The organism is Nocardiopsis trehalosi NBRC 14201 (genome assembly GCF_001552555.1).
GTDB lineage: Bacteria > Actinomycetota > Actinomycetes > Streptosporangiales > Streptosporangiaceae > Nocardiopsis_B > Nocardiopsis_B trehalosi.
Genome location: NZ_BCRK01000095.1, coordinates 1 through 24,118, shown reverse-complemented (window position 1 = coordinate 24,118; position 24,118 = coordinate 1). Strand labels below are relative to the sequence as shown.

Annotated in this window: 17 protein-coding genes; 12 read left to right on the top strand and 5 right to left on the bottom strand. The window is 77.7% G+C overall.

Features of this window, described 5'->3' with window-relative positions; genetic code table 11:
* Nucleotides 1-16: 16 nt before the first annotated feature.
* The 3 genes from NT8_RS16975 to NT8_RS16970 form a co-directional block, all read right to left on the bottom strand.
* Nucleotides 17-2,050 (bottom strand): cytochrome c oxidase assembly protein, encoded by a 2,034-nt coding sequence (locus tag NT8_RS16975; RefSeq protein ID WP_067970558.1) that lies wholly within the window; start codon nt 2,048-2,050, stop codon nt 17-19.
* 111 nt (nt 2,051-2,161) lie between these two features.
* On the bottom strand, nt 2,162-2,284 hold the full coding sequence (locus NT8_RS31300; protein WP_281203476.1) for a hypothetical protein: 123 nt from the start codon (nt 2,282-2,284) through the stop codon (nt 2,162-2,164).
* A gap of 171 nt (nt 2,285-2,455) precedes the next feature.
* On the bottom strand, nt 2,456-3,451 hold the full coding sequence (locus NT8_RS16970; RefSeq protein ID WP_067970556.1) for a class I SAM-dependent methyltransferase: 996 nt from the start codon (nt 3,449-3,451) through the stop codon (nt 2,456-2,458).
* A 278-nt stretch (nt 3,452-3,729) separates the two neighbouring features.
* Between NT8_RS16970 and NT8_RS16965 the strand changes: the two genes are divergently transcribed.
* The 4 genes from NT8_RS16965 to NT8_RS16950 all read left to right on the top strand — a co-directional run bounded on the left by NT8_RS16965 (nt 3,730) and on the right by NT8_RS16950 (nt 8,314).
* Nucleotides 3,730-5,031 (top strand): amidohydrolase family protein, encoded by a 1,302-nt coding sequence (locus tag NT8_RS16965; RefSeq protein WP_067970554.1) that lies wholly within the window; start codon nt 3,730-3,732, stop codon nt 5,029-5,031.
* Between the two features lie 92 nt (nt 5,032-5,123).
* Nucleotides 5,124-6,242, top strand: coding sequence for an alanine dehydrogenase (gene ald / locus NT8_RS16960; protein WP_067970552.1), 1,119 nt, complete (start codon nt 5,124-5,126; stop codon nt 6,240-6,242).
* A gap of 117 nt (nt 6,243-6,359) precedes the next feature.
* Nucleotides 6,360-7,031, top strand: coding sequence for a class I SAM-dependent methyltransferase (locus NT8_RS16955; RefSeq protein WP_245646218.1), 672 nt, complete (start codon nt 6,360-6,362; stop codon nt 7,029-7,031).
* A 125-nt stretch (nt 7,032-7,156) separates the two neighbouring features.
* A complete protein-coding gene (locus tag NT8_RS16950) occupies nt 7,157-8,314 on the top strand; it encodes an enolase C-terminal domain-like protein (RefSeq protein WP_067970550.1) in 1,158 nt (385 codons plus the stop codon).
* A 17-nt stretch (nt 8,315-8,331) separates the two neighbouring features.
* On the opposite strand, the gene NT8_RS16945 is transcribed toward NT8_RS16950, so the two are convergent.
* Nucleotides 8,332-9,324 carry an isopenicillin N synthase family dioxygenase gene (locus NT8_RS16945; protein ID WP_067970548.1) on the bottom strand — a complete coding sequence of 331 codons (993 nt, stop codon included), beginning with the start codon at nt 9,322-9,324 and terminating at the stop codon, nt 8,332-8,334.
* Nucleotides 9,325-9,612: 288 nt separating this feature from the next.
* On the opposite strand from NT8_RS16945, the gene NT8_RS16940 reads away from it, so the two are divergent.
* From NT8_RS16940 to NT8_RS16910, 7 genes are all read left to right on the top strand, one after another.
* Nucleotides 9,613-11,766, top strand: coding sequence for a phosphodiester glycosidase family protein (locus NT8_RS16940; RefSeq protein WP_157515865.1), 2,154 nt, complete (start codon nt 9,613-9,615; stop codon nt 11,764-11,766).
* Nucleotides 11,767-11,862: 96 nt separating this feature from the next.
* Nucleotides 11,863-12,240 carry a hypothetical protein gene (locus NT8_RS16935; RefSeq protein ID WP_067970545.1) on the top strand — a complete coding sequence of 126 codons (378 nt, stop codon included), beginning with the start codon at nt 11,863-11,865 and terminating at the stop codon, nt 12,238-12,240.
* A gap of 121 nt (nt 12,241-12,361) precedes the next feature.
* On the top strand, nt 12,362-12,817 hold the full coding sequence (locus tag NT8_RS16930; RefSeq protein WP_067970544.1) for a MaoC family dehydratase: 456 nt from the start codon (nt 12,362-12,364) through the stop codon (nt 12,815-12,817).
* 79 nt (nt 12,818-12,896) lie between these two features.
* Nucleotides 12,897-14,555, top strand: coding sequence for a DUF2397 domain-containing protein (locus NT8_RS16925; protein ID WP_084469027.1), 1,659 nt, complete (start codon nt 12,897-12,899; stop codon nt 14,553-14,555).
* Nucleotides 14,552-15,820: a TIGR02678 family protein gene (locus NT8_RS16920; RefSeq protein WP_067970543.1), complete on the top strand. Its 1,269-nt coding sequence runs from the start codon at nt 14,552-14,554 to the stop codon at nt 15,818-15,820. The genes NT8_RS16925 and NT8_RS16920 overlap by 4 nt, the downstream gene beginning before the upstream one ends.
* 70 nt (nt 15,821-15,890) lie before the next feature.
* On the top strand, nt 15,891-20,012 hold the full coding sequence (locus NT8_RS16915; RefSeq protein ID WP_245646217.1) for a TIGR02680 family protein: 4,122 nt from the start codon (nt 15,891-15,893) through the stop codon (nt 20,010-20,012).
* A gap of 198 nt (nt 20,013-20,210) precedes the next feature.
* Entirely contained in the window at nt 20,211-20,825 is a 615-nt protein-coding gene (locus tag NT8_RS16910; RefSeq protein WP_067970538.1) for a superoxide dismutase, read from the top strand.
* A 73-nt stretch (nt 20,826-20,898) separates the two neighbouring features.
* Here the strand turns inward: NT8_RS16910 and NT8_RS16905 are convergent, their stop codons facing one another.
* Complete coding sequence (locus tag NT8_RS16905; RefSeq protein WP_067970536.1) at nt 20,899-21,549, bottom strand: HAD family hydrolase; 651 nt, start codon at nt 21,547-21,549, stop codon at nt 20,899-20,901.
* Nucleotides 21,550-21,729: 180 nt separating this feature from the next.
* Between NT8_RS16905 and NT8_RS16900 the strand changes: the two genes are divergently transcribed.
* Complete coding sequence (locus NT8_RS16900; RefSeq protein ID WP_067970533.1) at nt 21,730-23,697, top strand: Xaa-Pro dipeptidyl-peptidase; 1,968 nt, start codon at nt 21,730-21,732, stop codon at nt 23,695-23,697.
* Nucleotides 23,698-24,118 lie beyond the last annotated feature (421 nt).

Here is a 24,118-nt window from a genome sequence, read left to right as displayed (position 1 = left end):
GGGGGGGCCGAGGCGGCTAGTTCTGCTGGCGGGAGCGGCGGTCGAGTTCCTGGAGGTAGGCGTTGTAGTCGTCCATGTCGGCGTCGTCGGAGCCGCCGCGGCGGCTGTGGCGCTCGCGGCGGCGCTCGGTGCGCTCCTCGTCGCCGAACCACTGGTACAGCAGGGTGATCATGACGAGCAGGGTGGGCAGCTCCCCGATGGCCCACGCGACGCCGCCGCCGGCGTACTGGTCCTCGGCCACGCCGTCGCTCCACGGCACGTCGAACTGCCCGTAGTACTCCATGGCGAGCGGGGCGGACTGCATCATGATGGTGATGCCGAAGAACGCGTGGACGCCCATCACCACGAGCAGCAGCACGATGCGCAGCAGGTAGGGGATCTTCCGGGGGGCCGGGTCGACGCCCACCATGATCCAGTAGAAGAGGAACCCGCTGAGCAGGAAGTGGACGCTCATCACCAGGTGGCCCAGGTGGTCGTTCATCAGCGCCGCGAACAGCGGGGTGAAGTAGACCGCGTACGGGCTGAGCACGAAGAGCGGGGTGGCGACCGCCGGGTGGGTGACGACGCGGGAGAACCTGCTCTGCAGGAAGGCGTTGAGCCACTCGCGCGGGCCGCGGTCGCCGCGCCGCTTGGCGGGCTTGAGCGCCCGCAGCGCCAGCGTCACGGGGGCGCCGAGCACGAGCAGGATCGGGGTCAGCATGGACAGGATCATGTGCTGCACCATGTGCGTGCTGAACAGCACCATGGCGTAGGTGCTGACCCCGCTGAGCAGCACGGCCGCCATCGACACCAGCCCGGCGGCCCACGCGGCGACGCGGATCCACGGCCACCGGTCGCCGCGCCGGATCAGCCGCACCACGCCGGCGGCGTAGAGCCCGCCGAGCAGGGCCACGGCCAGGATGAAGAACAGGTCGGGCCGCCACAGGGTGAGCAGGGTCTGCGCGGTCATGGGCGGCGGCATCGGGAAGCCGAGGAGTTCGGCCACGGGGTCGACGGTGCCGTCGAGGGGCGGGGGCGGCGCGGTGCGGCTGAGCGCGCCGGCGAGGCCCATGGTGACGGACATGAGGACGATCTCGACCCCGGCGAGGCGGACGAACAGCCGGCGGCCGCCGGACTCCTCCAGCCGGGGGACGGTCGCGCGCCGGTGCCACCAGCCGATCGCGCCGAGCGCCACGAACAGCACCGTCTTGGCGACCATGATGAGGCCGTAGGAGGTCGTGAACAGGTCGGCGGGCTGGTAGAGGCGGCTGATGGCGCTGGCCGCGCCGCCGATCGCCACCCCGGCCCACGCCCACACGGCGGCGGTGCTGAACCGGCGGGCGGCGACGGCGGCGTGGTCGGCCTTGGCGCGCAGCCCGTGGAAGGTGACCGCGGCCAGGCCGCCCACCCACACCGAGATGGCGAGGACGTGCAGGGCCAGCCCGGTCACGGCGAGTTCGTGGGCGCCCGAGGACGCCGAGTGCCCGGTCAGGGCGGGCGGCACCACGCCCGCCAGAGCGGCCGCGAGGAGGCCGATGGCGCCCGCCCCGGAGGCGGCGGTGCGGCCGAACAGGGCGACGGCGGTGGCGAGGAGGATGACGAACATCAGGCCGATGCCCTGCCGCACCGACCCGGCGTAGCTGGTGAGCTGGTCGCCGAGGACCTCGCCGGGCGGCAGGCCGAGCAGGTCGGAGAGCTGGAAGACGAGGGTGGCGGCCGCCGCGGCCGCCCACACCAGGGCGCTCCAGGAGGCGGCCCGCACGTAGCCGACCGCGGCGGAGCCGAGCACGCCCTTGTCGGCGGGCAGCAGGAAGGCGGCGAGCAGCAGCAGGCCGACGGTGAGCGCCCCCGCGAAGTCCATGGTGGTCTTGGCGATGGGCAGCCCCCAGCGGGTGAGGGAGCCGGCGTCGGGCAGGCCGGGGATGACCTGCGCGGTGACGGCGCCGCCCGCGACGAGGGAGATGATGAGCGCGATCAGTCCGGCGGCGGCCGCCGCCACGCCGATGACGATCGCGGTGTCGGTGCCGCCGCGTACGGCGGCGGAGTTGTCGCGCTTGTGCGGGGGAGCCACGCCTGCCACTCCGTCGTGCTCGGGGTCGCCAGGACGCGGCGGCGGGTCCGTGCGGCGGGGCGGCCGGGGCCTGCCATGCCGGTGGAACGCCGTCGGGGACGCGCCCTCCGGTCAGCGGCGGCGACGGATCACCACCACGGCGGCGGCCGCGCCGACCAGCAGCCCGAGACCGCTCCAGAGCCACGGCATCAGCGCCGCGGTCGCGGGACCGGTGAGCAGACCTGCCAGAGCCATGCGGACACCACCTGGAATCTAGGGTACGCCTACTACTACAGCGTGTCGGACATCGCGGTGGCCGGGAGGATCACGTACCCGCGAGACCCGTGCCACGGCCGCGCCGGACCGTGGCCGGCCGGCGCGGCGGGGGTGGGGGCGGCGGTGTGGGGGCGGCCGGCCGCGGGGCGGTCAGGGGGTGCGGGTGAAGACGTTGGCGCCCTTCTCCAGGGGGACGCTGCGGTAGCGCAGCCCGGGGTGCTCGGCCACCCAGCGGTCGCTGGTGGCGCGCTCGTCGCCGCGCACGGTGTCGTCGATGACGACCACGGCGTCCGCGGAGCAGCGGGGCAGCAGGACCGGGCCGGCGGGGTAGCGCGACTGGGGGGCGGTCCTGGCGGGCGGGCCGTCGACGAAGAGCACGTCGATGCCGTCGAGGTCGCCGAGGGCCTCGGTGTCGTACCAGGGCTGGGGGTCGCCGCCGCCGGGCGGGGTCCACTCGCGCAGCGGGGCGTGGCGGACCTCCACGATGTCGCCGAGGCCGTGCGCGGCGACGAGGTCGCGGGAGAGCTCGGCGTAGCGCTCGTCGTGCTCGATGGCGACGAGCCGCCCGTTTCCCGAGCGCCGCAGCGCGTAGCCGAGCCAGACGCTGGAGGCGCCGCTGCCGCACTCCACGACGAGCTTGGGCGCGCGGTCGCGGATCTCCTCGACCAGCAGCCGGAGCACGTCGGGCGAGGCGGCCCACCCGCGCAGCGCGGGCATGAACGGGGCGGGCCGCAGGTAGTCGCGCAGCTCCTGCCAGGCGACCTGCTGCTCGTAGTCGGCGCGGCCGCGCTCGGTGACGTGGTCGGAGAGCCGGGCGAAGGCGGTGCGCTGCTCGGCGCCGACGGCGCGGACGGCCTCGGGCAGCTCGGCGACGGCCGCCACACCGGCGTCGACGCGGCCGCGGAGGTCGGCCTGGTCGGCGCCGATGCGGCCGAGGTCGGTGCGCAGCCGCCGGAGCTGGGCGCCGTGCCGGCGCACCATGACGGCGGTCCCGGCGGCGACCGCCGCGGTCAGGACGGAGACGACGAGTTGCAGCGCCACCGCCCCGTCCACGGCGCCGATCGCGCCGAGCACCCCGACCAGGCCCAGGCCGGCGGCTGTGGCGGCGGCGATGGGCACCCACAGCCGGGCGGGCGGCATTCGCATGGCGGTCCTCCGAGTATTCGTGTTTTCCATGATCCGGCCGCACATTATGGGCGATAATAAGTGGCACTCCGGAAAAGACGACCGGAATTCATCGGAAACTTTCGGGGGTGCCCTGGTTCCCGCTGGTCACCGGGGCCTCGTGTCCCGACGATAGCCGCCCGACCGGCGCTCTGGGGGCCGGTCGCCGCACGCGGGCGCGCGCGGGCGCGCCGGGCGCTCCCGGTCGCCATTTCCGCCGCGGGGCGCTTTTCGCCTCATCGGACCGCAAAGGGGAATCGATGCCGCAGTTCGACGCCGTCATCCGCTCGCAGCGCGTCGTCACACCGCACGGGGTGGTCCCGGCGGCGGTGGCCGTGCGGGGCGGGCGCATCGCCGAGGTCGCCGCCCACGACGCCCCGCTGCCGGCGGTGGCGGAGGCCGACCTGGGGCCGGTGGCGCTGCTGCCGGGCGGTGTCGACCTGGACGTCGCGGTGCGGGCGCCGGGCCAGTCGCTGCGCGACGGCTACCGCGCCACCACGGCGGCGGCGGTCAGGGGCGGGGTGACCACGGTGGTCGTGGTGCCCGCTCCGGGGGCGCCGGCCATCACCGGGGTGCCGGCGCTCAACGCGCACCTCGCGGCGGCGGCCGGCGCCGCCGCGCACGTGGAGTACCTGGGCGGCGTCACGGCGCGCAGCACCCCGGCCGACCTCGCCGACCTGCGCGCGGCCGGGGTGGTGGGGTTCCACTGCTCGCTGTCCGACGGCTGGTCGCCGGACGTGCCGCCGATCGACGACACCCGGCTGCGCAAGGCCATGGTCGAGCTGGCGGCGATGGACGTGCCGCTGCTGGTGCACGCCGAGGACGCGGGCGAGCTCACCGAGCCGGCGCGCTCGGGCAACGGCGCGCTGCTGGCGGCCCGCCCGCCGCGGGCCGAGCGGCGCGGGCTGGAGCGGGTGATCGCGGCGGCGCGGGTGGCGGGCACCCGCACGCACGTGTCGCCGTTCAGCGCGGCCGAGTGCGCGGCGGTGCTGGCGGCGGCGCGCGCGATCGGCATCGCGGTGAGCGCGCAGACCTGCCCGCACTACCTGTGCCTGCCGGCCGAGCAGGTGCCCGACGACTCCCCCGCGTTCCGGTGCCGGCCGCCGCTGCGGTCCGGCGCCAACCGCAACGCCCTGTGGAGCGCGCTGCTGCCCGACGGCGACTCCCCGATCACCGCGATCGGGTCGGGGCACCGGCCCGGCACCGGGATCGCGGCGATCGAGTGGACCCTGCCCGCCCTGTGGACGGCCGCCGCCCGGCGCGGGCGCGGCCTGGCCGAACTCGCGCGCTGGACCGCCACCGCGCCCGCCGACCTGGTGGGGCTGCGCGCCCGGGGCCGGGTGGCGCCCGGCTGCGCCGCCGACCTGGTGGCGTTCGACCCGGCCGCCGAGCAGGTGGTGCCGTCGGCCGACCCCGGCCCGTACGCGGGGCGGCGGCTGGCCGGGCGGGTCACCGCCACGTGGGTGGCGGGGCGCCGGGTGTCCGGCGGCCCAGGGGACGGTGTGCGGGGTGGACCGCTGGCCGCCACCGGCGGCCGGGGCTTTACAGAATGTCGTGAATGATCGCTTTTCCTTGGCACGGTGCACATGGTGGGCGGAGGTCGGGGCAGTCACAGTGAAGGTGGATCAACGGTGATGCCAAGGAGGGATGAGCTGTGCGCGTCGGTGTGCCCCGCGAAGTCAAGAACCACGAGTACCGGGTGGCGATCACCCCGGCCGGTGTCCACGAGCTGACCGCGCACGGCCACGAGGTCGTCGTCGAACGCGGGGCGGGCGTGGGCTCCTCCATCCCCGACGACGAGTTCGCCGCGGCCGGGGCGCGGGTGCTGCCCACCGCCGACGACGTCTGGGCCGAGGGCGAGCTCATCCTCAAGGTCAAGGAGCCGGTCGAGGAGGAGTACGACCGCATGCGCCGCGGCCAGACCCTCTTCACCTACCTGCACCTGGCGGCGTCGCGCCCGTGCACCGACGCGCTGCTGCGCCGCGGGGTCACCGCCATCGCCTACGAGACCGTGCAGACCGCCGACGGCGCGCTGCCGCTGCTCGCCCCGATGTCGGAGGTCGCCGGGCGGCTGGCCCCGCAGGTCGGCGCGGCGACCCTGCAGCGTTCCAACGGGGGCCGCGGGGTGCTGATGGGCGGCGTCCCGGGGGTGCGGCCGGCGCGGGTCACCGTGATCGGCGCGGGCGTGTCCGGCATGAACGCGGCCCGCGTCGCCGTGGGCATGGGCGCCGACGTCACCCTGCTCGACCTCGACACCGCGAAGCTGCGCCACGCCGACGACGTGTTCGGCGGCCGGGTGGCGACCCTGGCGTCCAGCGCCCTGGCGCTGGAGGACGCCGTGCTCGGCTCGGACCTGGTGATCGGCGCCGTGCTGATCCCGGGGGCCAAGGCGCCCAAGCTCGTCTCGACCGAGCTGGTGTCGCGCATGCGGCCGGGCGCGGTGCTGGTGGACATCGCCATCGACCAGGGCGGGTGCTTCGCCGACTCCCGCCCCACCACCCACGACGACCCCACGTTCCGGGTGCACGACGCCGTGTTCTACTGCGTGGCGAACATGCCCGGCGCGGTGCCCAACACCTCCACCCAGGCCCTCACCAAGGACACCCTGCGCTACGCGGTGGCGCTGGCCGAGAAGGGCTGGCGGCGCGCGCTGGCCGACGACCCGGCGCTGGCGGCCGGGCTGAACACGTTCGACGGCGACCTCACCAACGAGGCGGTCGCCGTGGCGCACGGGCTCAAGGCCCGCACGGTCGCCGAGGCGCTGGCCGGATAGCGGACCGCCGCGGGGCCCGGGGGCGCGCGGCGCGCCCCGGGCCCCGCGCGTGCGGCGGCCGCCCGCCGCCGCGCATTCCCACGCGTGCCTTCACAGCCACCCGGGTAGTCACCCCACGTGGTCGACGAGATACCGAACGTGGCGCCCGGAATCGCCGGGCGGGCGCGGCACCGGGGCAGGGGCGGATCGGACGCGGCGCGGAGGCTGTGGACGGGGGCGCCCCCGGGGCCCGACCCGTTCGCCCTGCCGCGCGGACCGCTGGGCCGCGCCGCCGGGTGGGCGCTGGCCCTGACCGGGCGGGGGCACAACGCCGAGCTGATTGCGGCCCTGCGGGTGCCGCCGGGCGCGGCCGTGCTGGAGGTCGGCCACGGTCCGGGCGTGCTCCTGGGCATGCTGGCGGCGGTCCCGGGGACCTCGGTCACCGGCGTCGACCCGTCGCCGGAGATGGTGCGCATGGCCCGGCGCCGCAACGCGGCCGCGGTGCGCGCGGGCCGGCTGCGGGTCGCCGAGGGCCGCGCCGACGCCACCGGCCTGCCCGCCGCCTCCGTCGACCTGGTCGTGACGGTCAACACGGTGGCGATGTGGCCCCGCCTGGACCCGGGCATGGCCGAGTTCCACCGCGTGCTGCGGCCCGGCGGGCGCGCCGTTGTCGCCTGGCACCGCCTGCCGCCCCGGTTCGCGCTGGCCCCGGCGGAGCTGGCCGAGGTCGAGCGGGCGCTGGCCGCCCGGTTCGGCGCCGCCGGGCGCACCGTGCTGCGCCGGTCGGTGGTGTTCACCGCCGTGCGCTGACCGGGCCGGGCCCGGCCGGGCGCGGGGCGCGCGTGTGGTCGGGGGGCGGCCGAGCGGATACCGTCGGAGCAGGGGGTCCCGCGGGGCTGCCCGGCCACCGAGATCCCGATCGGGTTGGAGCGCGCGTGTCACGCACGGAACCGGGGACGGCCACACGCATCGTGGGCGTCGACGCCACCCTGGTGCGGCTGCCGCTGTCCCGGGCGGGCGGCGGCCCCGACCGCCGGCCGCGCCACGCCGCGCACGCGCTGGTGCGGGTCACCGACGGCTCCGGGCTGAGCGGGTGGGGCGAGGTCCCGCTGGCCGGCCCCGAGCGGTGGCGGACCCTGGTCGACCACTACGCGCCCGCGCTGCTGCGCCACCCCTGGCACCGGCCCACCGAGGCCGGCCTGGCCTGGGCCGGGCTGCCGTGGTGCGCGCCGGTGGCGTCGGCGCTCGACTCCGCGTGCTGGGACCTGTGGAGCCGGCAGCGCGGCGCCCCGCTGGCGCACGCGCTGGGCGGCGACCGCACCGCCATCGCGGCGGGGGTCACGGTCGCCCGCCAGGACTCCCTCGACGCGCTGGTGCTGGAGGTCAACCGGCAGGTCGGCGGCGGTTTCCGGCGCATCCGGCTGGAGGTCGGGCCGGGCTGGGACCTGGAGGTGGTCCGGGCGGTCCGGGAGTCCTACCCGTTCCTGGTGCTCCAGGCCGACGCGGGCGGGCGCTACACCGAGGACGACGCCCACCTCGACGCGCTGCGGGCGCTCGACCGCTACGGGCTGCTCGCCATCGAGCAGCCGTTCGCCGACCGCGACCTCGCCGCGCACGCCCGGCTCCGCCGCGAGCTGCGCACCCCGGTGGCGCTGAACACCTCGATCGACTCGCTGGAGGCGCTGGACGAGGCCATCCGGCTGGAGGCCGCCGACGCCCTGGCGCTGCGGGTCGCCCGCATGGGCGGCCTGACCCCGGCCCGGCGCGCCCACGACCGCGCGGTCGACGCCGGGTGGGACGTGTGGTGCGGGTCCGACGCCGAGGCCGGGATCGGGCGGGCCGGGGTGCTGGCGCTGGCGTCCCTGCCGGGGATCACCCTGCCCACCGAGATGCCGGGCGCGGGCGGCCGGTTCGCGCGCGACGTCGCGGTGCCGCCGGTCCGGTCGCACGACGGGGTGGCGCCGGTACCGCTCACCCAGCCGGGGCTGGGGCACGAGGTCGACCCTCGGACGCTGCGGGCGCTGGCCGTCGACACGGTCTCGCTCGACCGGGACGGCCGCCGGCCGGTGCCGGCGGGGCACCCCGCCGCCTGATCCGGGCGGCGCGGGGGTCAGGTGTCGACGGCGGCGCGGGGGTCGACGATGCGCCGCCAGCGGGCGGCGCCCGACCGGGCCGCGACGTGCCCGGCGACCGTCACGGGCTCGTAGTAGTCGGGGCGGTCGGCGTCGACGCAGGTGGGCAGCGTGGTGACGAGCGCGTCGAAGTCGCCGCCGTGCGACAGCGCCGCCGACCGCCACGGCGCGGAGCCGCCGCCGGGATCGGCGGCCGGGACGACGCGGTGCGGGACGGAGAGCCAGCGGTCGTTGGTCCAGCGGGCGAGCAGGTCGCCGATGTTGACCAGGACGGTGCCGGGGTCGGGGGCGACGTCGTGCCAGCGGCCCTGCTCGTCGCCGAACTGGAGGCCGCGCGGGGTGTCGGACCACAGCACCCGGAGCAGGCCGAGGTCGGTCCGCCCGGCGGCGCCGTACGCGTCGGCGGGGACGGGGGCGCCGCGGGCGTGGTGGTCGAGCCGCAGGACGTCGATGGAGTGCCCGGTGTAGGGCGCGAAGAACCCCTCGGGCAGGTCCAGGGCGACGGCGAACACGCGGGTGAGCCGCCGGGCGAACCCCTGGGCGGCGTCGAACCAGGCCATGACCTGCGGTTCGAAGCGGGGCAGGCCCACGGGCCAGATGTTGTCGGGGTAGATGGCGGCGGGCAGCGCGCGGTCGGGGAAGTCGGCGGCGCGGGTGCCGACGCGGAACGCCTCGGGCGCGTGGTGGGGGCCGGGCGGGGTGTAGCCGCGGTCGAGGTCGGGCTCGGCCGGGCGGTAGCGCAGCTTGGCGGCGGGGACGCGGTCGAAGAACAGGGCGATGGCGTCGGCGGCCCCGGCGTGGATGGTGTCGGGGATGCCGTGCCCGGCGACGCGCAGGACGCCGGTGGTGGCGGCCGCGGCGTCGACCCGGGCGGCGATGGCCCGCTGGGCGCCGGGGTCGGTGTCCCAGCCGGAGAGATCGATGAGGGGCACGTCGAGGCCGGTGCCGGCCGCCTCTGCCGCGGGGCCCATGCGCGTCCTCCTGTGGGGTGGCCGGGACGGGAGCGCCGCCGCGCCCGCCGGAGCGGCGGGGTGGACGGAGCAGCCGAACTCTAGGAAGGGCGTGTTGCCGGGCGGTCAACGCCCGCAACGCGGGTGTTAATCGAGTGCGTCCACGCCATCACTCTGTGTAGCACGCGCAGATGCCCTTGGTGATCGCCGTGTGTGCGCATTAGGTTACGGACTGTTGCGATCGTGTTGCGGCCGGTCCCCCGCTCCCCCGTCGGCGCGGCCGTCCCGCCCGGCTCGGGAGGCGCGTTGGTGCGCAGGGGTACCGGTTCCTCGGGGGCGCTGGCCCTCGTCCTCATCGCGTGCGCGGTCGGCGCCGCCCCGGCGCGGGCGGCCGACCCGGTCCCGGTCGCCCCGGGGGTTCGGCTGTCGGCCGCCGATGTCGCGGGCGACGCCGGCACGAACCACTACGCCGAGCTGAGCGTGGACCTGGGCGCGGCGTCGGTCCGCTACGCCGACACCGGCGCGGTGGCGGACGCCGGCGCGCTCGGGTCGATGCCGGCCCTCAGGGGGGCGGTGGCGGCGGTCAACGGCGACTTCTTCGACGCCGGGGCGTCGCTGGCCCCGCTGGGCGCGGCGGTGCGCGACGGCGACGTGCTGTCGTCGCCGGCGGAGGGGCGCACCACGGCCGCGGTGTTCGACGGCGGCGGCCGGGGGGCGGTCGCCGAGGTCGCGTTCACCGGGACGGCCGGCCTGCCCGACGGCGGCCTGCGCCTGGACCGGCTCAACGCCCACGACGTGCCGCCGGACGGGGCGGGGGTGTTCACCCCGGCGTGGGGGGCGTCGCCGCGCGGGCGTGCCGTCCACGGCGCCGAGCGGGTGGCCGAGGTCGAGGTGGTCGACGGCGTGGTGCGGGCCGTGCGCGCCGAGGCCGGTGACGGCCGGGTGCCCGCCGGGGCGCGGGTGCTGGTGGGCCGCGAGGCGGCCGCCGACCGGCTCGCCCGGTTGGCGCCGGGCGACCGGGTGTCGGTCGACTGGGACCTCACCGCCGAGGGGTTCGGGCGGCCGCACACCGCCATCGGCGGCCGGCACGTGCTGCTGCGCGACGGCGAGGTCCCCGACCTCGACGACACCACCCGCAACCCCCGGGCGGCGATCGGGTTCTCGGCCGACGGGCGGCGGATGTTCGTGGTGACCGCCGACGGCCGGGCCCCCGGCACGCGCGGCGCCACGCTGCGCGAGATGGGCGAGCGGCTGCGCCTCGCGGGCGCCGACGACGGCCTGGAGCTCGACGGCGGCCGGTCCGCGGCGCTGCTGACCCGCGACCCCGGCGACACCGTCCTGCGCACCCGGACCCGCACCGGTGAGGCCCAGGAGCCGCCGGTGGCCAACGGGCTGGCCGTGCACGTGCCCGCCGGCAGCGGCCGGGCGCACGGGATGTGGGTGCGCCCGGCCGTCGCCGGGCACCCGGGCACCGGCGACACCGCCCCGCTGCAGCCCGACCCCGCCCGGGTCTTCACCGGGCTGCGGCGGACCCTGGCGGCCACCCCGCACGACGAGGCCCAGGGGCCGGCGCCCGCGCCCCGGGGGCCGGTGGTGTGGCGGACGGACAACGGGCGGGTGCGGGGCGGGGTGCTCCTCGCCGGGCGGCCCGGCCCGACCGAGGTCACCGCGCGCGCCGGCCGCGTGTCGGGCACGGCCCGGCTGGAGGTGCTGGCGGCGCCGGAGCGGCTGGCGGCCGACCCCGCCGCCCTGGCGCTGCGCGCGCCGGGGGCGGAGGCCGTGCTGGCCGTGGCCGGGGTGGCGCCCGGCGGCGAGCGGGCGCCGATCGAGCCGGCCGACGTCGCGTCCGCCGTCTCCCCCGAGGGCCTGGCCGAGGTCGCGCCGCGCGCCGACGGGGCGCTGACGGTGCGGGCGGGGGCGGCGGAGGGCACCGGGACGCTGGCGCTGACGGCCGCCGGGCGGACGGTCGAGGTCCCGCTGTCGGTGGGGGCGGCGGACCGGCCGGTGGCCGGGTTCGACGACGCCGCCGACTGGACGGCGTCGTCCGTGCGGGCGCGGGCGTCGGTGCGGCCCACCGAGGGCCGCTCGGGCGACGGGCTCGCCCTCGCCTACGACTTCACCGAGGGGGCCCGGTCGCGCGCGGCCTACGCGCTGCCGCCCGAGCCGATCGAGGTGCCCGGGCACGCCTTCGGGTTCCGGATGTGGGTGCGCGGCGACGGCGGGGGCTCCCGGGTGGCACTGGTGGCGGTCGACGCGGAGGGCGGGCAGCGGCTGCTGCACGGCCCCGACGTCGACTGGGAGGGCTGGCGCGAAGCGCGGTTCCCCGTACCCGACGGGGTGCCGGGCCCCCTGGCCGTGCACCGGGTGTACCTGGTCGAGACCGTGGCCGAGCGGACGCCGTCGGGCGAGGTGGTGTTCGACGACCTGGCGGCGGAGGTGGCGCTCGGCGGCCCGGAGGCGTGAACGGCGCGGCCCGGCGCCGGGCCGCCGGGCGGGCTTGCCGCCGCGCCCGTGCGTCCGAGAGGATCGGACACCCCGGACGGACGGGAGGGGTCGACGGTGCGACGGTACGAGGTCCACGCCCGCAAGTGGGCGAACGGCTGGGAGCTGCGGGTGGGCGACCTGGGGGTGACCTGGTCGCCCACGCTCGCCGACGCCGGGGCGCGCGCCCGCGAGTACATCGGGGCGCACGCGCCCGATACCGGCGCGGGCGCCGACCCCGAGGTCGACGTGGTGCCGTCGGTCGGCGGCGACCTCGACCGGGTGGCGCTGGAGGCGCGGGCGGCCCTGCTCGACGCCGACGAGGCGCGGCGGGTGGCCGCGGCGAAGACCCGCCGGGCCGTGCACGGCCTGACCAGCGCCGGGCTGACCGCCGAGGACGCCGCGCACCTGCTGGGGGTGTCGCCGCAGCGGCTCGGCGGGCTGGTGGCCGACTGACGTCCCCGGGGACGGCCGGGCCGGGCGGCGGCCGGGCGACGTGACCCCACCCACATACCGATCGGTCGGTACCGGTTAGAGTCGGGTGCGCCGACCACCGAACCGGCCGTTAGGAGCGCACATGCGGACATTCGCCGACGTCGCCGACCTCGTCAACGCCAAGGGCGAGCACCTGGGCTACAGCGACTGGCTGACCGTCACCCAGGACCGGATCGACGGGTTCGCCGACGCCACGGGCGACCACCAGTGGATCCACGTCGACCGCGACCGGGCCGCCGACGGCCCCTTCGGCGGCACGATCGCCCACGGCTTCCTCACCCTCGCGCTGCTGCCGCTGCTCGGCGGGCAGGTGTACGAGCTGCGCACGCCGCCCCGCATGGGCATCAACTACGGGCTGAACCGGGTGCGGTTCCTGCAGCCGGTCCGCGAGGGCGCGCGGGTGCGCGACGGCGTGGAGCTGACCGCGGTCAAGGAGACCCCCAACGGGCTGGTGCTCACCTTCAAGCACCGGGTGGAGATCGAGGGCGAGGAGCGAGAGGCGCTGGTCGCCGAGACCCTGGTGCTGCTCGTCCCCTGAGGCCGCGCCGGCCCCGCCGCGGCCCCCTGCGGCCGGGTCGGCCCTGGCAGGGGCCGCGAACCGCTAGGTTGGGGCCGTCATGCCGAACGACACCGCCGCCCGCCCCGACCCCGCAGCCGCGCCCTCGGCGGCGCCGCCCGCCGCCGGCCCGGCGGCCGACCCCGGCACCGAGTCGCGGCTGCGCCTCTACGCCTACCTGACCGCGCCGGAGCGCCGCACCTACCTCGCCGTGATGCGGCTGTTCACCTCCACCCTCCTCGCCGACCTCGGCGCGGGCGAGGTCGCCGCCGCGCTGGCGGCGGCCGAGCGCCGGGGCGAGGTCGACCCCGGCGAGTCCCGCCTCGACACCGTGGTCGACCGGCTGGAGCAGCTCGCCCGGTGGGGCAACCTGGTGCCCGGGCGGCGCGAACCCGCCGCGACCATCGCCGAGTACACCCGCAGCCGGGTCCGCTACCAGGTGGCCAAGGTCGCCATGCGGGTGCAGCGCGACGTCGACGGCGTCCTCACCGTCGCCGAGGGCGCCCGCGAGGTGTCGCGGGAGCTGCTGCCGGCGATCGAGCAGGGGCTGGCCGACATCTCCCGCAGCCTGGGCGACGTGCTCGCCGCCGAGCAGGGGCGCGGCCCCGCCGCGGCGTCGGTGCGCACGCTGCGCGAGCAGCTCGCCCAGCAGGTCACCACCCTGTTCCTGCAGCACGACGAGTTCGCTGCGGCGGTCCGCGACTTCTACGCCCACCTCGGCTCGGTGATCGCCCGCTACGACCTCGCCCCGGCCGAGACCACCGGGTTCAAGCACATGCTGCTGGAGTACGTCGAGCTGATCGCCCGCGACGTGCTGCGCTACTCCGAGCCCATCGTCGACCGGCTCACCGCCCTGAACCGGCGGCGCGACCTGCTGCTGGAGCGGCTCGGCGGCGACGCCGGGGGCCTGGTCCCGCGCGGGGCGCCGGCGGGCGACGGGCAGACCGAGCTGCTGGAGCGTGCCCCCGGGCGGCGCGCCGCCGACTGGGACGGGCTGGCGGGCTGGTTCGTCGGCCGCCCCGGCCGCCCCTCGGAGGTCGACGCGCTGCGCGAGGCCACCAGCCGGGCCATCACCGCGCTGCTCACCAACGTCAAGCGGGCCGCGGGCACGGGCGCGGTCGACCCGGGGCGCCGCCGCGACCTGCTCGGCCTGGCCGCCCGGTTCGACGCGGCCGCCCCCGACGACGCCCACGACCTGTACGCGGCGGCGCTCGGCCTGTTCCCGGCCCGCCACCTGGGCCTGGCGGCCGACGACGACCCGCTGCTGCCGGACGTGCCGTGGCACGCCGGGCCCCGGGTCGGCGTCGAGGTGAACGTGCGCACGCGCGGCGACCGCGCCCCGGCCGGGCAGGTGCCGCGGGTCACCGACGACCCGCTGGGCCGGGCCGCGCTGCTGGCCGAGGAGGACCGCCGGCGCCGCCGCCGCGCGGCGGCGGTCGCCGAGCTGGCCGCCGCGGCCCCCGACCTGGGCGCGGCCCGACTGTCCGGCGACGCGCTGGACCTGTTCTGCGAGCTGCTGACCCTGGCCGGCGCCGACCGCGACGGCCCCGCCGACCCCGGGACCGCCGCCGACGCGGTGACCGGCCTGACCCTGCGGCTGCGGCCCCGCCCCGGCGGCGGCGCGGCGCGCGTGGGGTCGGTGTTCGGGGTGCTGGAGCTGCACGGGGTGGAGGTCGGCCTGGAGGTCGACGACGCCGTCCCCGCCGGGGAGGCGCTGTGAGCGGGGCGGCGCCGCTGGGGGCCGCCGCGGGTGCCGCGCTCGACGGCCTGGACGCCATCGAGGCGGCGCAGGTGCGCCGGTGCGCGCGGGTGCTGCTGCGGCGCCCCCTGCTGCGCGCCGAGGGCCCCGAGGGCGAGGCGCTGCCCGCGGTGCGGCGCTACGCCGACCGGCTCCAGGCGCTGTTCGCCGCCTACCTGGGGTACCGGCTGGTGGTCGAGCCCGGGTTCGCCCGGCTCGCCAAGACCGGCCCGGTCCCGAGCGGGGTGCGCGGCGCCCACAAGCCCACCGGCGCCCCGTTCACCCCGCGCGGCTACGCCTACCTGGCGCTGGCCCTGGCCGTGCTGTCCGGCGGGGGCGGGCAGGTGCTGCTGTCGGCGCTGGTCGCCGACGTGCGCGCGGCCGGCGCGGAGGCCGGGCTGGACCTGGGCACCGGCATCGTGGACCGGCGGGCGCTGTCCGCCGCGCTGCGCCACCTCATCGACCTGGGGGTGCTCGCCGAGACCGACGGCAGCGTCGCGCCGTGGGCCGACGACGCCGACCGCGAGGCGCTGCTGACCGTCGACGCCGAACTCCTCGGCCACGTGCTCGCCGCCCCCATCGGCCGGCTCGTCCGCCCGGGGGCGGCGGCCGCGCCGCCGGCCGCCCCCGACGAGCGGCACGCGGTGCGGCGGCGCCTGGTCGAGGACCCGGCGGTGCTCTTCGCCGAACTCGCGCCTGAGCAGGCGGCCTGGCTGCGGGCGAACCTGCGCGCCGAGGCCGACCTGCTGGAGGAGCTGACCGGGCTGCGCCTGGAGGCGCGCGCCGAGGGGGTGCTGGCGGTCGACCCCGAGGGGTACCTGACCGACCGGGTGTTCCCCGGATCGGGCACCGTGGCCCGGATCGCCCTGCTGGCGGCGGCGGAGCTGCTCGACGCCCCGGCCCCCGAGGGCGGCGGCGCGCCCGGCGATGGTGCCGGGCCGCCCTGGCGGGAGGTCCCCGCCGACCGGTTCGCGGCGGTGGTGGCGGCGCTGGCCGAGCGCTACCCGCGCGCGTGGTCGCGCGAGGCGGTGCGCGACATCGGGCGGCTGGCGCCGGCCGTGGCGCACAGCCTGGCGAGATCGGGGCTGGCCCGGGTCCGCCCCGATGGCGGCGTGGCGCTGCACCCGGCCGCGGCCCGCTACCGTCCGGTGCCCGACGGCCCGGCCGGCGACGAGGCCCCCGACCCCGATCGGCCCGACCCCGCGCCCCGGCCGGGCGCGGGCCAGGGGGCCCTGTTCGGCCTCTGACCGCCCTTCCCCCGACCGAGGTCCCGGGCGAAGCGCGCCCGGGCGGACGAACGACGTGAGGAACGACGACGTGGACGGCTTGCCCCGCGAACGCTGGCGGTTGCACCGCGGCGGCGTGGTCAACATCTGGCAGTACCGCGACGAGGAGTTCGACCTGTCCGGCGGCAGGGTGATCTTCAAGGGCACCAACGGCTCCGGCAAGTCCCGGACCCTGGAGCTGCTGCTGCCGCTCTGCCTGGACGGCGACCTGCGCTCCATGGGCTGCAAGGGCTTCGACACCGTCAGCATGAGCCGGCTCATGCTGGACGACTACACCGAGGGGTCGATGCGCCTGGGCTACGCCTGGATCGAGCTGCGCCGCGTCGACGACCGGGGCCGGGAGTCCTTCCTGACCTGCGGGATCGGGGTGAAGGCGAGCGCCGCGGGCCGGCAGATCAGCGACTCGTGGCGGTTCATCACCCCGCTGCGGGTCAACAAGGACGTGGCGCTGGTCGAGCAGGACCGGCCCATCACCCAGGCGCGGCTGCGCGAGCACCTGGGCGAGGACGCCGTCGTGTCCGGCCAGGAGGCGTTCCAGCAGCGGGTGGCCGCCGCGGTGTACGGCATCGCCGGCGGCACCCGCTACACCGACCTGCTGCACCTGCAGCGCACCCTGCGCAACCCCGACATCGGGCTGAAGGTCTTGCAGGGCCAGTTGGAGCAGCTGCTGTCCGACGCGCTGCCGCCGGTGGACCCCGAGGTGGTCGCGCGCACCGCCGCCGGGCTGGACAACCTGGAGGGCGTGCGCCGCAACGTCGCCCGGCTGCGCCGCGCCGACGCCGCGCTGGGCGAGTTCCTGGCCGGCTACCGCGGCTACGCGCGCGGCGTCCTCGCCGACCGGGCGGGGCGCCTGGCGCGGGCCGAGGCCGACGTCGAGCGCGCCCGCGCCCGGCACGCCCGCCGCGACCGGGAGCGGGCCGGTGCGGAGGCGGAGCTGCGCGCCGCCGAGGCCGAGCGCGACGCCGCCGGGGAGCGGCTGGACCGGGTGCAGATCGAGTTGGAGGCGGTGAAGGCGTCCCCCGCCTACGGGGCCCTCGGCGACCTGGAGGACAAGGAGGCCACCCTGGCCTCCCAGCGCCGGCACACCGAGGCGGCGCTGGCCGCCGCGGCCGAGGCGCGCGCCGCCGAGGAGCGCACGGCCGACGCGGTGGCGCGGGCGGCCGGGCCGGCGGTGCGGCTGGGCGACGCCGCGTCCGCCCGGGCGGCGGAGGCCCGCGAGGCGCTGGCGGCCATCGGCCTGCCCGGCGCCCTCGGGACGCTGCCCGACCTGCGGCCCGTCCTCGCGCGCACCCCGTCGACCGCCCGGGTGCTGGTCGACCCCGCCCCCGGCGCCCGGCCGGAGGAGGTGGCGCGCGCCGCCGCACCGGAGGTGGACGTCGCCGCCGTGGAGCGGGCCGCGGACGCGGCGGCGGAGGCGGTCGAGGCGGCCGCCGCGGCGACGGCCGACCGCGCCCCCGTCCTGGCGGGGCTGCGGGCGCGCGCCGAGCGGCTGGCCGAGGAGGAGGACCGCGTCGGCCGGCTGGGCGCCGAGGCGGCGCGGGCGGCCGAGCACGCGGCCGAGGCCGCGCGCCGGGTGGGCGACGGCGAGGAGCGGCTGCGGGCGCTGGCCGGGCAGTGGGCGCACGCGGTCGAGCGGTGGCGCGGCGAGGCGCTGCCCTCGGGCGCGGACCCCGCCGGGCTGCCGCCGGTGCCCGAGGCGGCCGAGGTCGCCGCCGACCCCGAGGCGTTCCGCGACGCCCACCGCGAGGTGCGCGCCGCGCTCCAGCCCGCCGTGCGGGCCGCGCAGCACGCGGCGGTCGCCGCCGAGCGCCGCCTGGAGGAGGCCGGGGCCGAGCGGGCGCGGGTGGCGGACGCGCTGGCGGGGCTGCGGTCCGCCGTCGAGGTGGCGCTGCCCGCCCCCGAGACGTCCCGGGCCGAGCGCGACCCCGCCGCGGGCGCGGTGTTCGCCCGGGTGGTGGACTTCGTCCCCGGTCTGCCCGAGGCGGAGCGCGCGGCCTTGGAGGCCGCGCTGCACGCGAGCGGGCTGCTGACGGCGTGGCTGGTGCCCGACGGCGCCGCCGCTTCGGGCGAGGACACCTGGGCGGTGCCCGGGGAGCCGGTGGCCGGCCCGTCGCTGGCCGACGTCCTGCGCCCGGCCGTGGACGCCGCCGACCCGGTCGGCGCCGACCGGGTCGCGCGGCTGCTCCGGTCGGTGCCGCTGCTGGAGTCGGCGGAGGCCGCCCCGGGGCCGGGGGTGGCCCGGGACGGGTCCTGGCGCGCCGGGGTCCTGGTCGGCCGGCACGGCAAGGCGCAGGCCGAGCACATCGGTGCGGGCGCCCGCTCCCGGGCCCGGGAGCGGCGGGTCGCGGCCGCCGAGGCGGAGCTGGCCGAGCTGGACGCCCGCGTCGCGCTCCTGCGCGGGGAGCTGGCGGACGCGCAGGCGGCCGAACGGGCGTGGGGGGTGTGCCTGGACGCGTTCCCCGACATCGCCGAGGTGCTGCGCGGGCACATCGAGGCGCAGTCGCGCCGAGCCCAGGCCCGGCGGGCCACGGCGGACGCCGAGCGGGCCGAGGCCGAGCAGGCGCGCCGCCGCGCGGCCCTGGGCGCCGAACGGGCCGAGCACCGCCGCGCGTGCGGCGACCTGGGGGTCGCCGCCGGCGCCGGGGAGCTGCGCGATCTGTGCGACGCGGCGCGCCGCGCCGGGGACGCCCTGGCGGGTGTCGCCGCCGCGCTGCGCGGCGACCTGCCCGAGGCGCTGCGGGGCATCGGGGCGGCGCGGGCCGACCACGAGCGCGCGGTCGCCACGCGCGAGCGCGCCGAGGCCGAGGCCGCGCAGGCGCACCGGGCGCACGCCGAGGCGCACGCGGTGCTGGCCGCGCTCCGCGCCGGCCTGGGCCGCGACGCCGAGCAGGTCGGCGCCGAGGTGCGGGCGCTGGACGAGGAGCGGCGCCGGCTGCGTGCGGAGGCGCCCAAGGCGCAGGCGGAGGTGGAGTCGCGCATCCGGGCGCTGGCCGACGCCGAGGCGCGGGTGGCCGCCGTGGACCGCGACGTGGAGGAGGCGCGGGCCCGGGTGGCCGACGCCGAGGACGCGCTCACCGACGCCGCCGCGGTGGCGGGGGTGTGGGAGGCCGCGACCGGCGCGGAGGAGCCGCCGTTCGAGCGGGCCGACCTGCGCTCGGCGCTGGCCGCCGCGCTGGCCGAAGGGGAGCCCGCGGGCGACCCGGCGGCGCTGGAGCGCGACCTCATCGGGCGCGTGCAGACCCTGCAGACCGCGCTCGCGGGGACGCACGACGTGCAGGCCGACCGGGACCGGGGCGTGCTGACGGTCGCGGTCAGCGAGGAGGCGGGGACGGCGCCGGCGGCGGCGACGGCCCGGGTGACCGCGGCCCGCCTGGCGGAGGCCGAGCACCACCTGACCGAGCGCGAGGAGCGCGTCTTCGAGGACTACCTGCTGGGCGACATCGCCGAGGAGCTGCACCGCCAGATCGGGGCGGCCGAGGCGCTGACGCGGCGGATGAACACGGTGCTGGAGGGCGCCCACTCCAGCCAGGGGGTGCGGGTGGAGCTGGCGTGGGAGCCGGCGCCGCACCTGGACCCGGCCGAGCGGTCGGCGTTCGCCGGGGCGAAGAAGTCGGCGGCCCGGCGCACCGAGGAGGAGGACGCGCGGCTGCGGCGCGCGCTGATGGACCGCATCCGGGCCACCCGCGACGAGGGGCGCAGCAGCGGCTACACCGAGGTGCTGGCGGGGGCGCTGGACTACCGGCGGTGGTACGCCTACCGGGTGCGCATCCACGACACCGGGCCGGACGGGAACCCGCGCGACCGCCGGGTGCGCCAGTTGTCGTCGGGCGAGACGCGGCTGGTGTCGTACGTGACGCTGTTCGCGGCGAGCGCGGCGTTCTACGACGCGCTGGAGACCGAGTTGGAGGGCCCGCTGCGGCTGGTGCTGCTGGACGAGGCGTTCGAGCGGCTGGACGACCCCACCATCGCCCGCCTGCTGGAGCTGCTGGTCGACCTGGACATGGACTGGGCGATCACCTGGCCGTCGGGGTACGGGGTGTCGCCGCGCATCGACCGCATGCACATCTACGACATCCTCAAGCGCAAGGGCGCGTGGGGGGTGGCGTGCGCGCGCACCACGTGGAACGGGTCGGGGTTCGAGCGGGCGGCGTGAGCGCCCCGGCGGCGGCGCCCGCCGCCGCCGGGTAGGACCGCCCGCGGCGGGGTAGGGCGCCACGGGTCGGGGTATTCCCGGTCGCGGCTGTCGCGAGGGCGACACCGGGCGGGAGGCCCCCCGGCTGATAGCTTTCTGTGCAGCGACCAAGATCGCGCAATCACCGCACGAATCACGTCAGAGGAAGGTGCGTAGGACATGTCTGCGCCTTATTCGCTCCCCGAGCTGCCGTACGACTACGCGGCGCTGGAGCCGTGGATCTCCGGGCAGATCATGGAGCTCCACCACGACAAGCACCACGCCACCTACGTGTCGGGCGCCAACACCGCTCTGGAGAAGCTGGCCGAGGCCCGCGAGACCGGCGAGCTGGCGACGGTGAACCTGCACCAGAAGAACCTCGCGTTCAACCTGGCCGGCCACGTCAACCACACCGTGTTCTGGCCGAACCTGTCGCCGGACGGCGGCGACAAGCCCGAGGGCGAGCTGGGTGCCGCCATCGAGGACCAGTTCGGCTCGTTCGACGCCTTCCGCGCGCACTTCAGCGCCGTGGCCACCGGCGTGCAGGGCTCGGGCTGGGCGATCCTCGCCTGGGACATCCTCGGCCAGCGGCTCATCATCGAGCAGCTCTACGACCACCAGGGCAACCTGGCCGCGGGCTCCTACCCGCTGCTCATGCTCGACATGTGGGAGCACGCGTTCTACCTGCAGTACAAGAACGTCAAGGCGGACTACGTCAAGGCGTTCTGGAACGTCGTCAACTGGGCGGACGTGCAGCGCCGCTTCGAGGACGCGCGCAAGGTCCAGCTGGGCTAGCGGGTCCTGTTCCGCCGGGCCGGCGGATGCGAGGGGCGGCACCGGTGGTGCCGCCCCTCGCCGCGTCCGGGCCTCAGCCGGCCAGGGCGCGCACGGCCTCGGCGGGGGTGGCGACCACGGGGTGGCCGGTGGCCTCCAGGCGCTCGCGGCTCATCATCCCGCCGGCCACCAGCAGGGCCCGGGCGCCGACCGCGGCGGCCGCGCGGGCGTCGTCGTCGATGTCGCCGATCAGGACGACGCCGGCGGGGTCGACGCCGAGGGCGTCGAGGTGCGCGGCGAGGTGCTCGGCCTTGGAGTCGTGCTCGGTGTCGAAGCGGCGGCCGTCGACCCGGGCGAAGTGGGCGGTCAGGCCGCGCTCGGTGATCAGCGGCACCAGGTGGTCGTGGGACGCCATGGAGAGCAGCGACTGGGTGCGCCCGGTGGCGGCCCAGGCGGTGAGCAGGTCGGGGACCCCGTCGGCGAGGCGGCACTGGGGCAGCCCGGCGGTGTAGGAGCGGTGGTAGGCGTCGTCGATCTCGGCCCACTCCGCTGCGGTGAGGGGGCGGCCGAGCAGGTCCGCGTAGCAGGCCGCGAGGGGGCGGCGGAAGACGGACCGCCAGTGGTCGAGGTCGACCGGCTCCCGGCCGAACATCGCGCACACCGCGTTGACCGCGTCGAGGTTGGCGTGGTTGTCGTCGAGGAGGGTGCCGTTCCAGTCCCACACGATGTGCCTGATGCCGGACATGTCCAGGGGTGCGTTGTCTGCCACTGTCGCATGCTAAACGGCGCCGGTGACCGGTCGGCGCGCCGGTGCCGGGGTCTGGCGCGACCGTGCGTACCGCCATAGCATCGGTGCGTCATCGCGGCGCCGGCCGCGGCCGCCCGGCGGGCCGGCCCGCCCCCGCCTGCCCCGAGGACAGCGCACATGCGAATCCCCCACCGCGCCGCGGGCCGCACCGGATCGGTCGCCTTGGCGGCGGCGGTCGCCGCGGCCCTGCTGGCCGCCCCCGCGGCGGCCGACACCCCGGCCCTGCGCATCGAGGACGGCGCCACCCAGGTGGCGTTCGACTACGCCGACGCCGTGTACTCCGAGGTCGACGTCCGCACCGAGGCCGACAGCGACGGCGACGGCACCGCAGACACCGTGCGGCTGCGCATCATGCGGCCCCGCGAGACCGCCGAGGGCCTGAAGGTGGCCACCATCCTGGAACCCAGCCCCTACTGGGCGGGCATCAACGACGTGCCGATGCACGAGGTCGACGTCGACGACGACGGGGCGGGCACGGTGCCCCGGGGCGGTCCCGGGCGCGGCACCGCGCTGGCGGCCACCGCCGCCGACCCCATGGCGGCGCGGGGCGGCCCGGCGGCCGAGGGCACGCTGTCGGGCTACTACGACAACTACTTCCTGCCGCGCGGCTACGCCGTCGCCCAGCTCGACAGCGTGGGCAGCGGCGCCGCCACCGGGTGCCCCACGACCGGCGGCGAGAACGAGACCCTGGGCGTGAAGGCCGCGGTCGACTGGCTCAACGGGCGCACCACCGGGTGGACCCCCGACGGCGAGGAGGTCAGCGCCACCGACTGGTCGACCGGCGACGTGGCGATGACCGGCATCTCCTACAACGGCACCCTGCCGGTGGCGGCGGCCACCACGGGGGTCGAGGGGCTGCGCACGATCGTGCCGCAGGGCGCGATCTCCTCCTGGTACGAGTACTACCGCGACAACGGCGGCGTGGTCGCGCCCGGCGGGTACCAGGGCGAGGACGCCGACGTGCTCGCCGAGGCGGTGTACACCCGCGCCGACCAGGACGTGTGCGATCCGGTGATCGCCGACGTCGCGGCCGACCAGGCGCGCGAGACCGGCGACTACACCCGGTTCTGGGCCGACCGGAACTACCGCGACGACGTCGACCGCTTCACGGCGAGCGTTCTCCTCGCCCACGGCCTCAACGACTGGAACGTCAAGACCGACCAGGCCACCCGGCTCTGGGAGAAACTGGCCGAGCACGACGTGCCGCGCCGGCTCTGGCTGCACCAGGGCGGCCACGTCGACCCGTTCAACCTGGAGATGGACGCCTGGCTGGGGCAGCTGCACGCCTGGTTCGACCACTGGCTGTACGGCGTCGACAACGGGGTGATGGACGCGCCGCCGGTGGCGGTCGAGAACGCCGACTCCACGTGGCGCCACCAGGACGCCTGGCCGGCCTCCGGAACCGACACGGTGCGGCTGCGGCCGGGCCGCGGCCACCGCGACGGCACGACCGCGCTCGGCGCCGGTCCGGGCCGCGGCGGCACCCGCACCTTCACCGACGCCGGGCGCACGGTGCCCGCCGACGACCTGGCCACCGACCCCGACCTGGCGGGCCGCAACGCGCTGGTGCACACCACGGGCGAGCTGACCGAGGACGTCCGCCTCAACGGCACCGCCGAGGTGACGGTCCGCGCCGCCATGGACGGGGCCTCCCCCTACCTGACGGCGCTGCTGGTCGACTTCGGCACCGCCACCCGGCCGACCGGCGGCGTGGTCTACGACCGCGACAACCCGGTCTGCTACGGCGAGGGCGTGCCGGGCGACACCGGCTGCACCTACCCGGCCGAGCACGCGACGGAGACAGCGGACCACCGGATCGTGTCGCGCGCCTGGCTGGACGCCCGCAACCGGACCTCCGAGACCCGGCAGCGGCCGGTGGTGGCCGACCGGATGTACCGCTACACCTGGGAGTTCCAGGCCCAGGACTACACGTTCCCCAAGGGGCACCGCATCGGGCTCGTGCTGATCTCCACCGACCACGAGTACACGGTGCGCTACCCGGCGGGCACCGAGGTCACCGTCGACCAGTCCGCCACGGCCCTCGACCTCCCGGTCGCGGACGGCCGCGCGGCCCTGGGCGGCTGACCCGCGCGGGGGCGGGCGCCGCCCGCCCCCGCGAAGTCCGGGGAATTTCTCCACCGCCGTTCACCCCCGTTGACCTGCGTCGACGCACCCCGCTCGCGCGCACCTCACCCGCGCGCGTTTATCGCCCCGGTGTCGGGAAGTACAGAGGGCGCGGGGATGAAGAAACGTCCTCGGTCCCGCAGTCGGCGCTTCGGGGGGAGCGCCCACCCGGTCCTCGGGGGATGGAGCCGGAGCACTGCGGAAGCCGAGGGCACGGCGACGCCCGGCGGGCCCCACCCGCCGGGCGCTTCGCATTTCTGCCCCCGGCCCACCCGGCTCCGGTCCGCCCGGCTCAAGCCGGCTCGGTCCCGGACGCGCCCGGCTCAGGCCGAGTCCGGACCGCCCTCATCAGGCCGGCTCGGCCTGAGCCCGCCCGGCCCCG

Coding starts and splice junctions, on each gene's coding strand:
- NT8_RS31300 (WP_281203476.1), bottom strand. CDS start 2,284: ATGGCTCTGGCAGGTCTGCTCACCGGTCCCGCGACCGCGGCGCTGATG.
- NT8_RS16970 (WP_067970556.1), bottom strand. CDS start 3,451: ATGCGAATGCCGCCCGCCCGGCTGTGGGTGCCCATCGCCGCCGCCACA.
- NT8_RS16965 (WP_067970554.1), top strand. CDS start 3,730: ATGCCGCAGTTCGACGCCGTCATCCGCTCGCAGCGCGTCGTCACACCG.
- NT8_RS16945 (WP_067970548.1), bottom strand. CDS start 9,324: ATGGGCCCCGCGGCAGAGGCGGCCGGCACCGGCCTCGACGTGCCCCTC.
- NT8_RS16930 (WP_067970544.1), top strand. CDS start 12,362: ATGCGGACATTCGCCGACGTCGCCGACCTCGTCAACGCCAAGGGCGAG.
- NT8_RS16925 (WP_084469027.1), top strand. CDS start 12,897: ATGCCGAACGACACCGCCGCCCGCCCCGACCCCGCAGCCGCGCCCTCG.
- NT8_RS16910 (WP_067970538.1), top strand. CDS start 20,211: ATGTCTGCGCCTTATTCGCTCCCCGAGCTGCCGTACGACTACGCGGCG.
- NT8_RS16905 (WP_067970536.1), bottom strand. CDS start 21,549: ATGTCCGGCATCAGGCACATCGTGTGGGACTGGAACGGCACCCTCCTC.
- NT8_RS16900 (WP_067970533.1), top strand. CDS start 21,730: ATGCGAATCCCCCACCGCGCCGCGGGCCGCACCGGATCGGTCGCCTTG.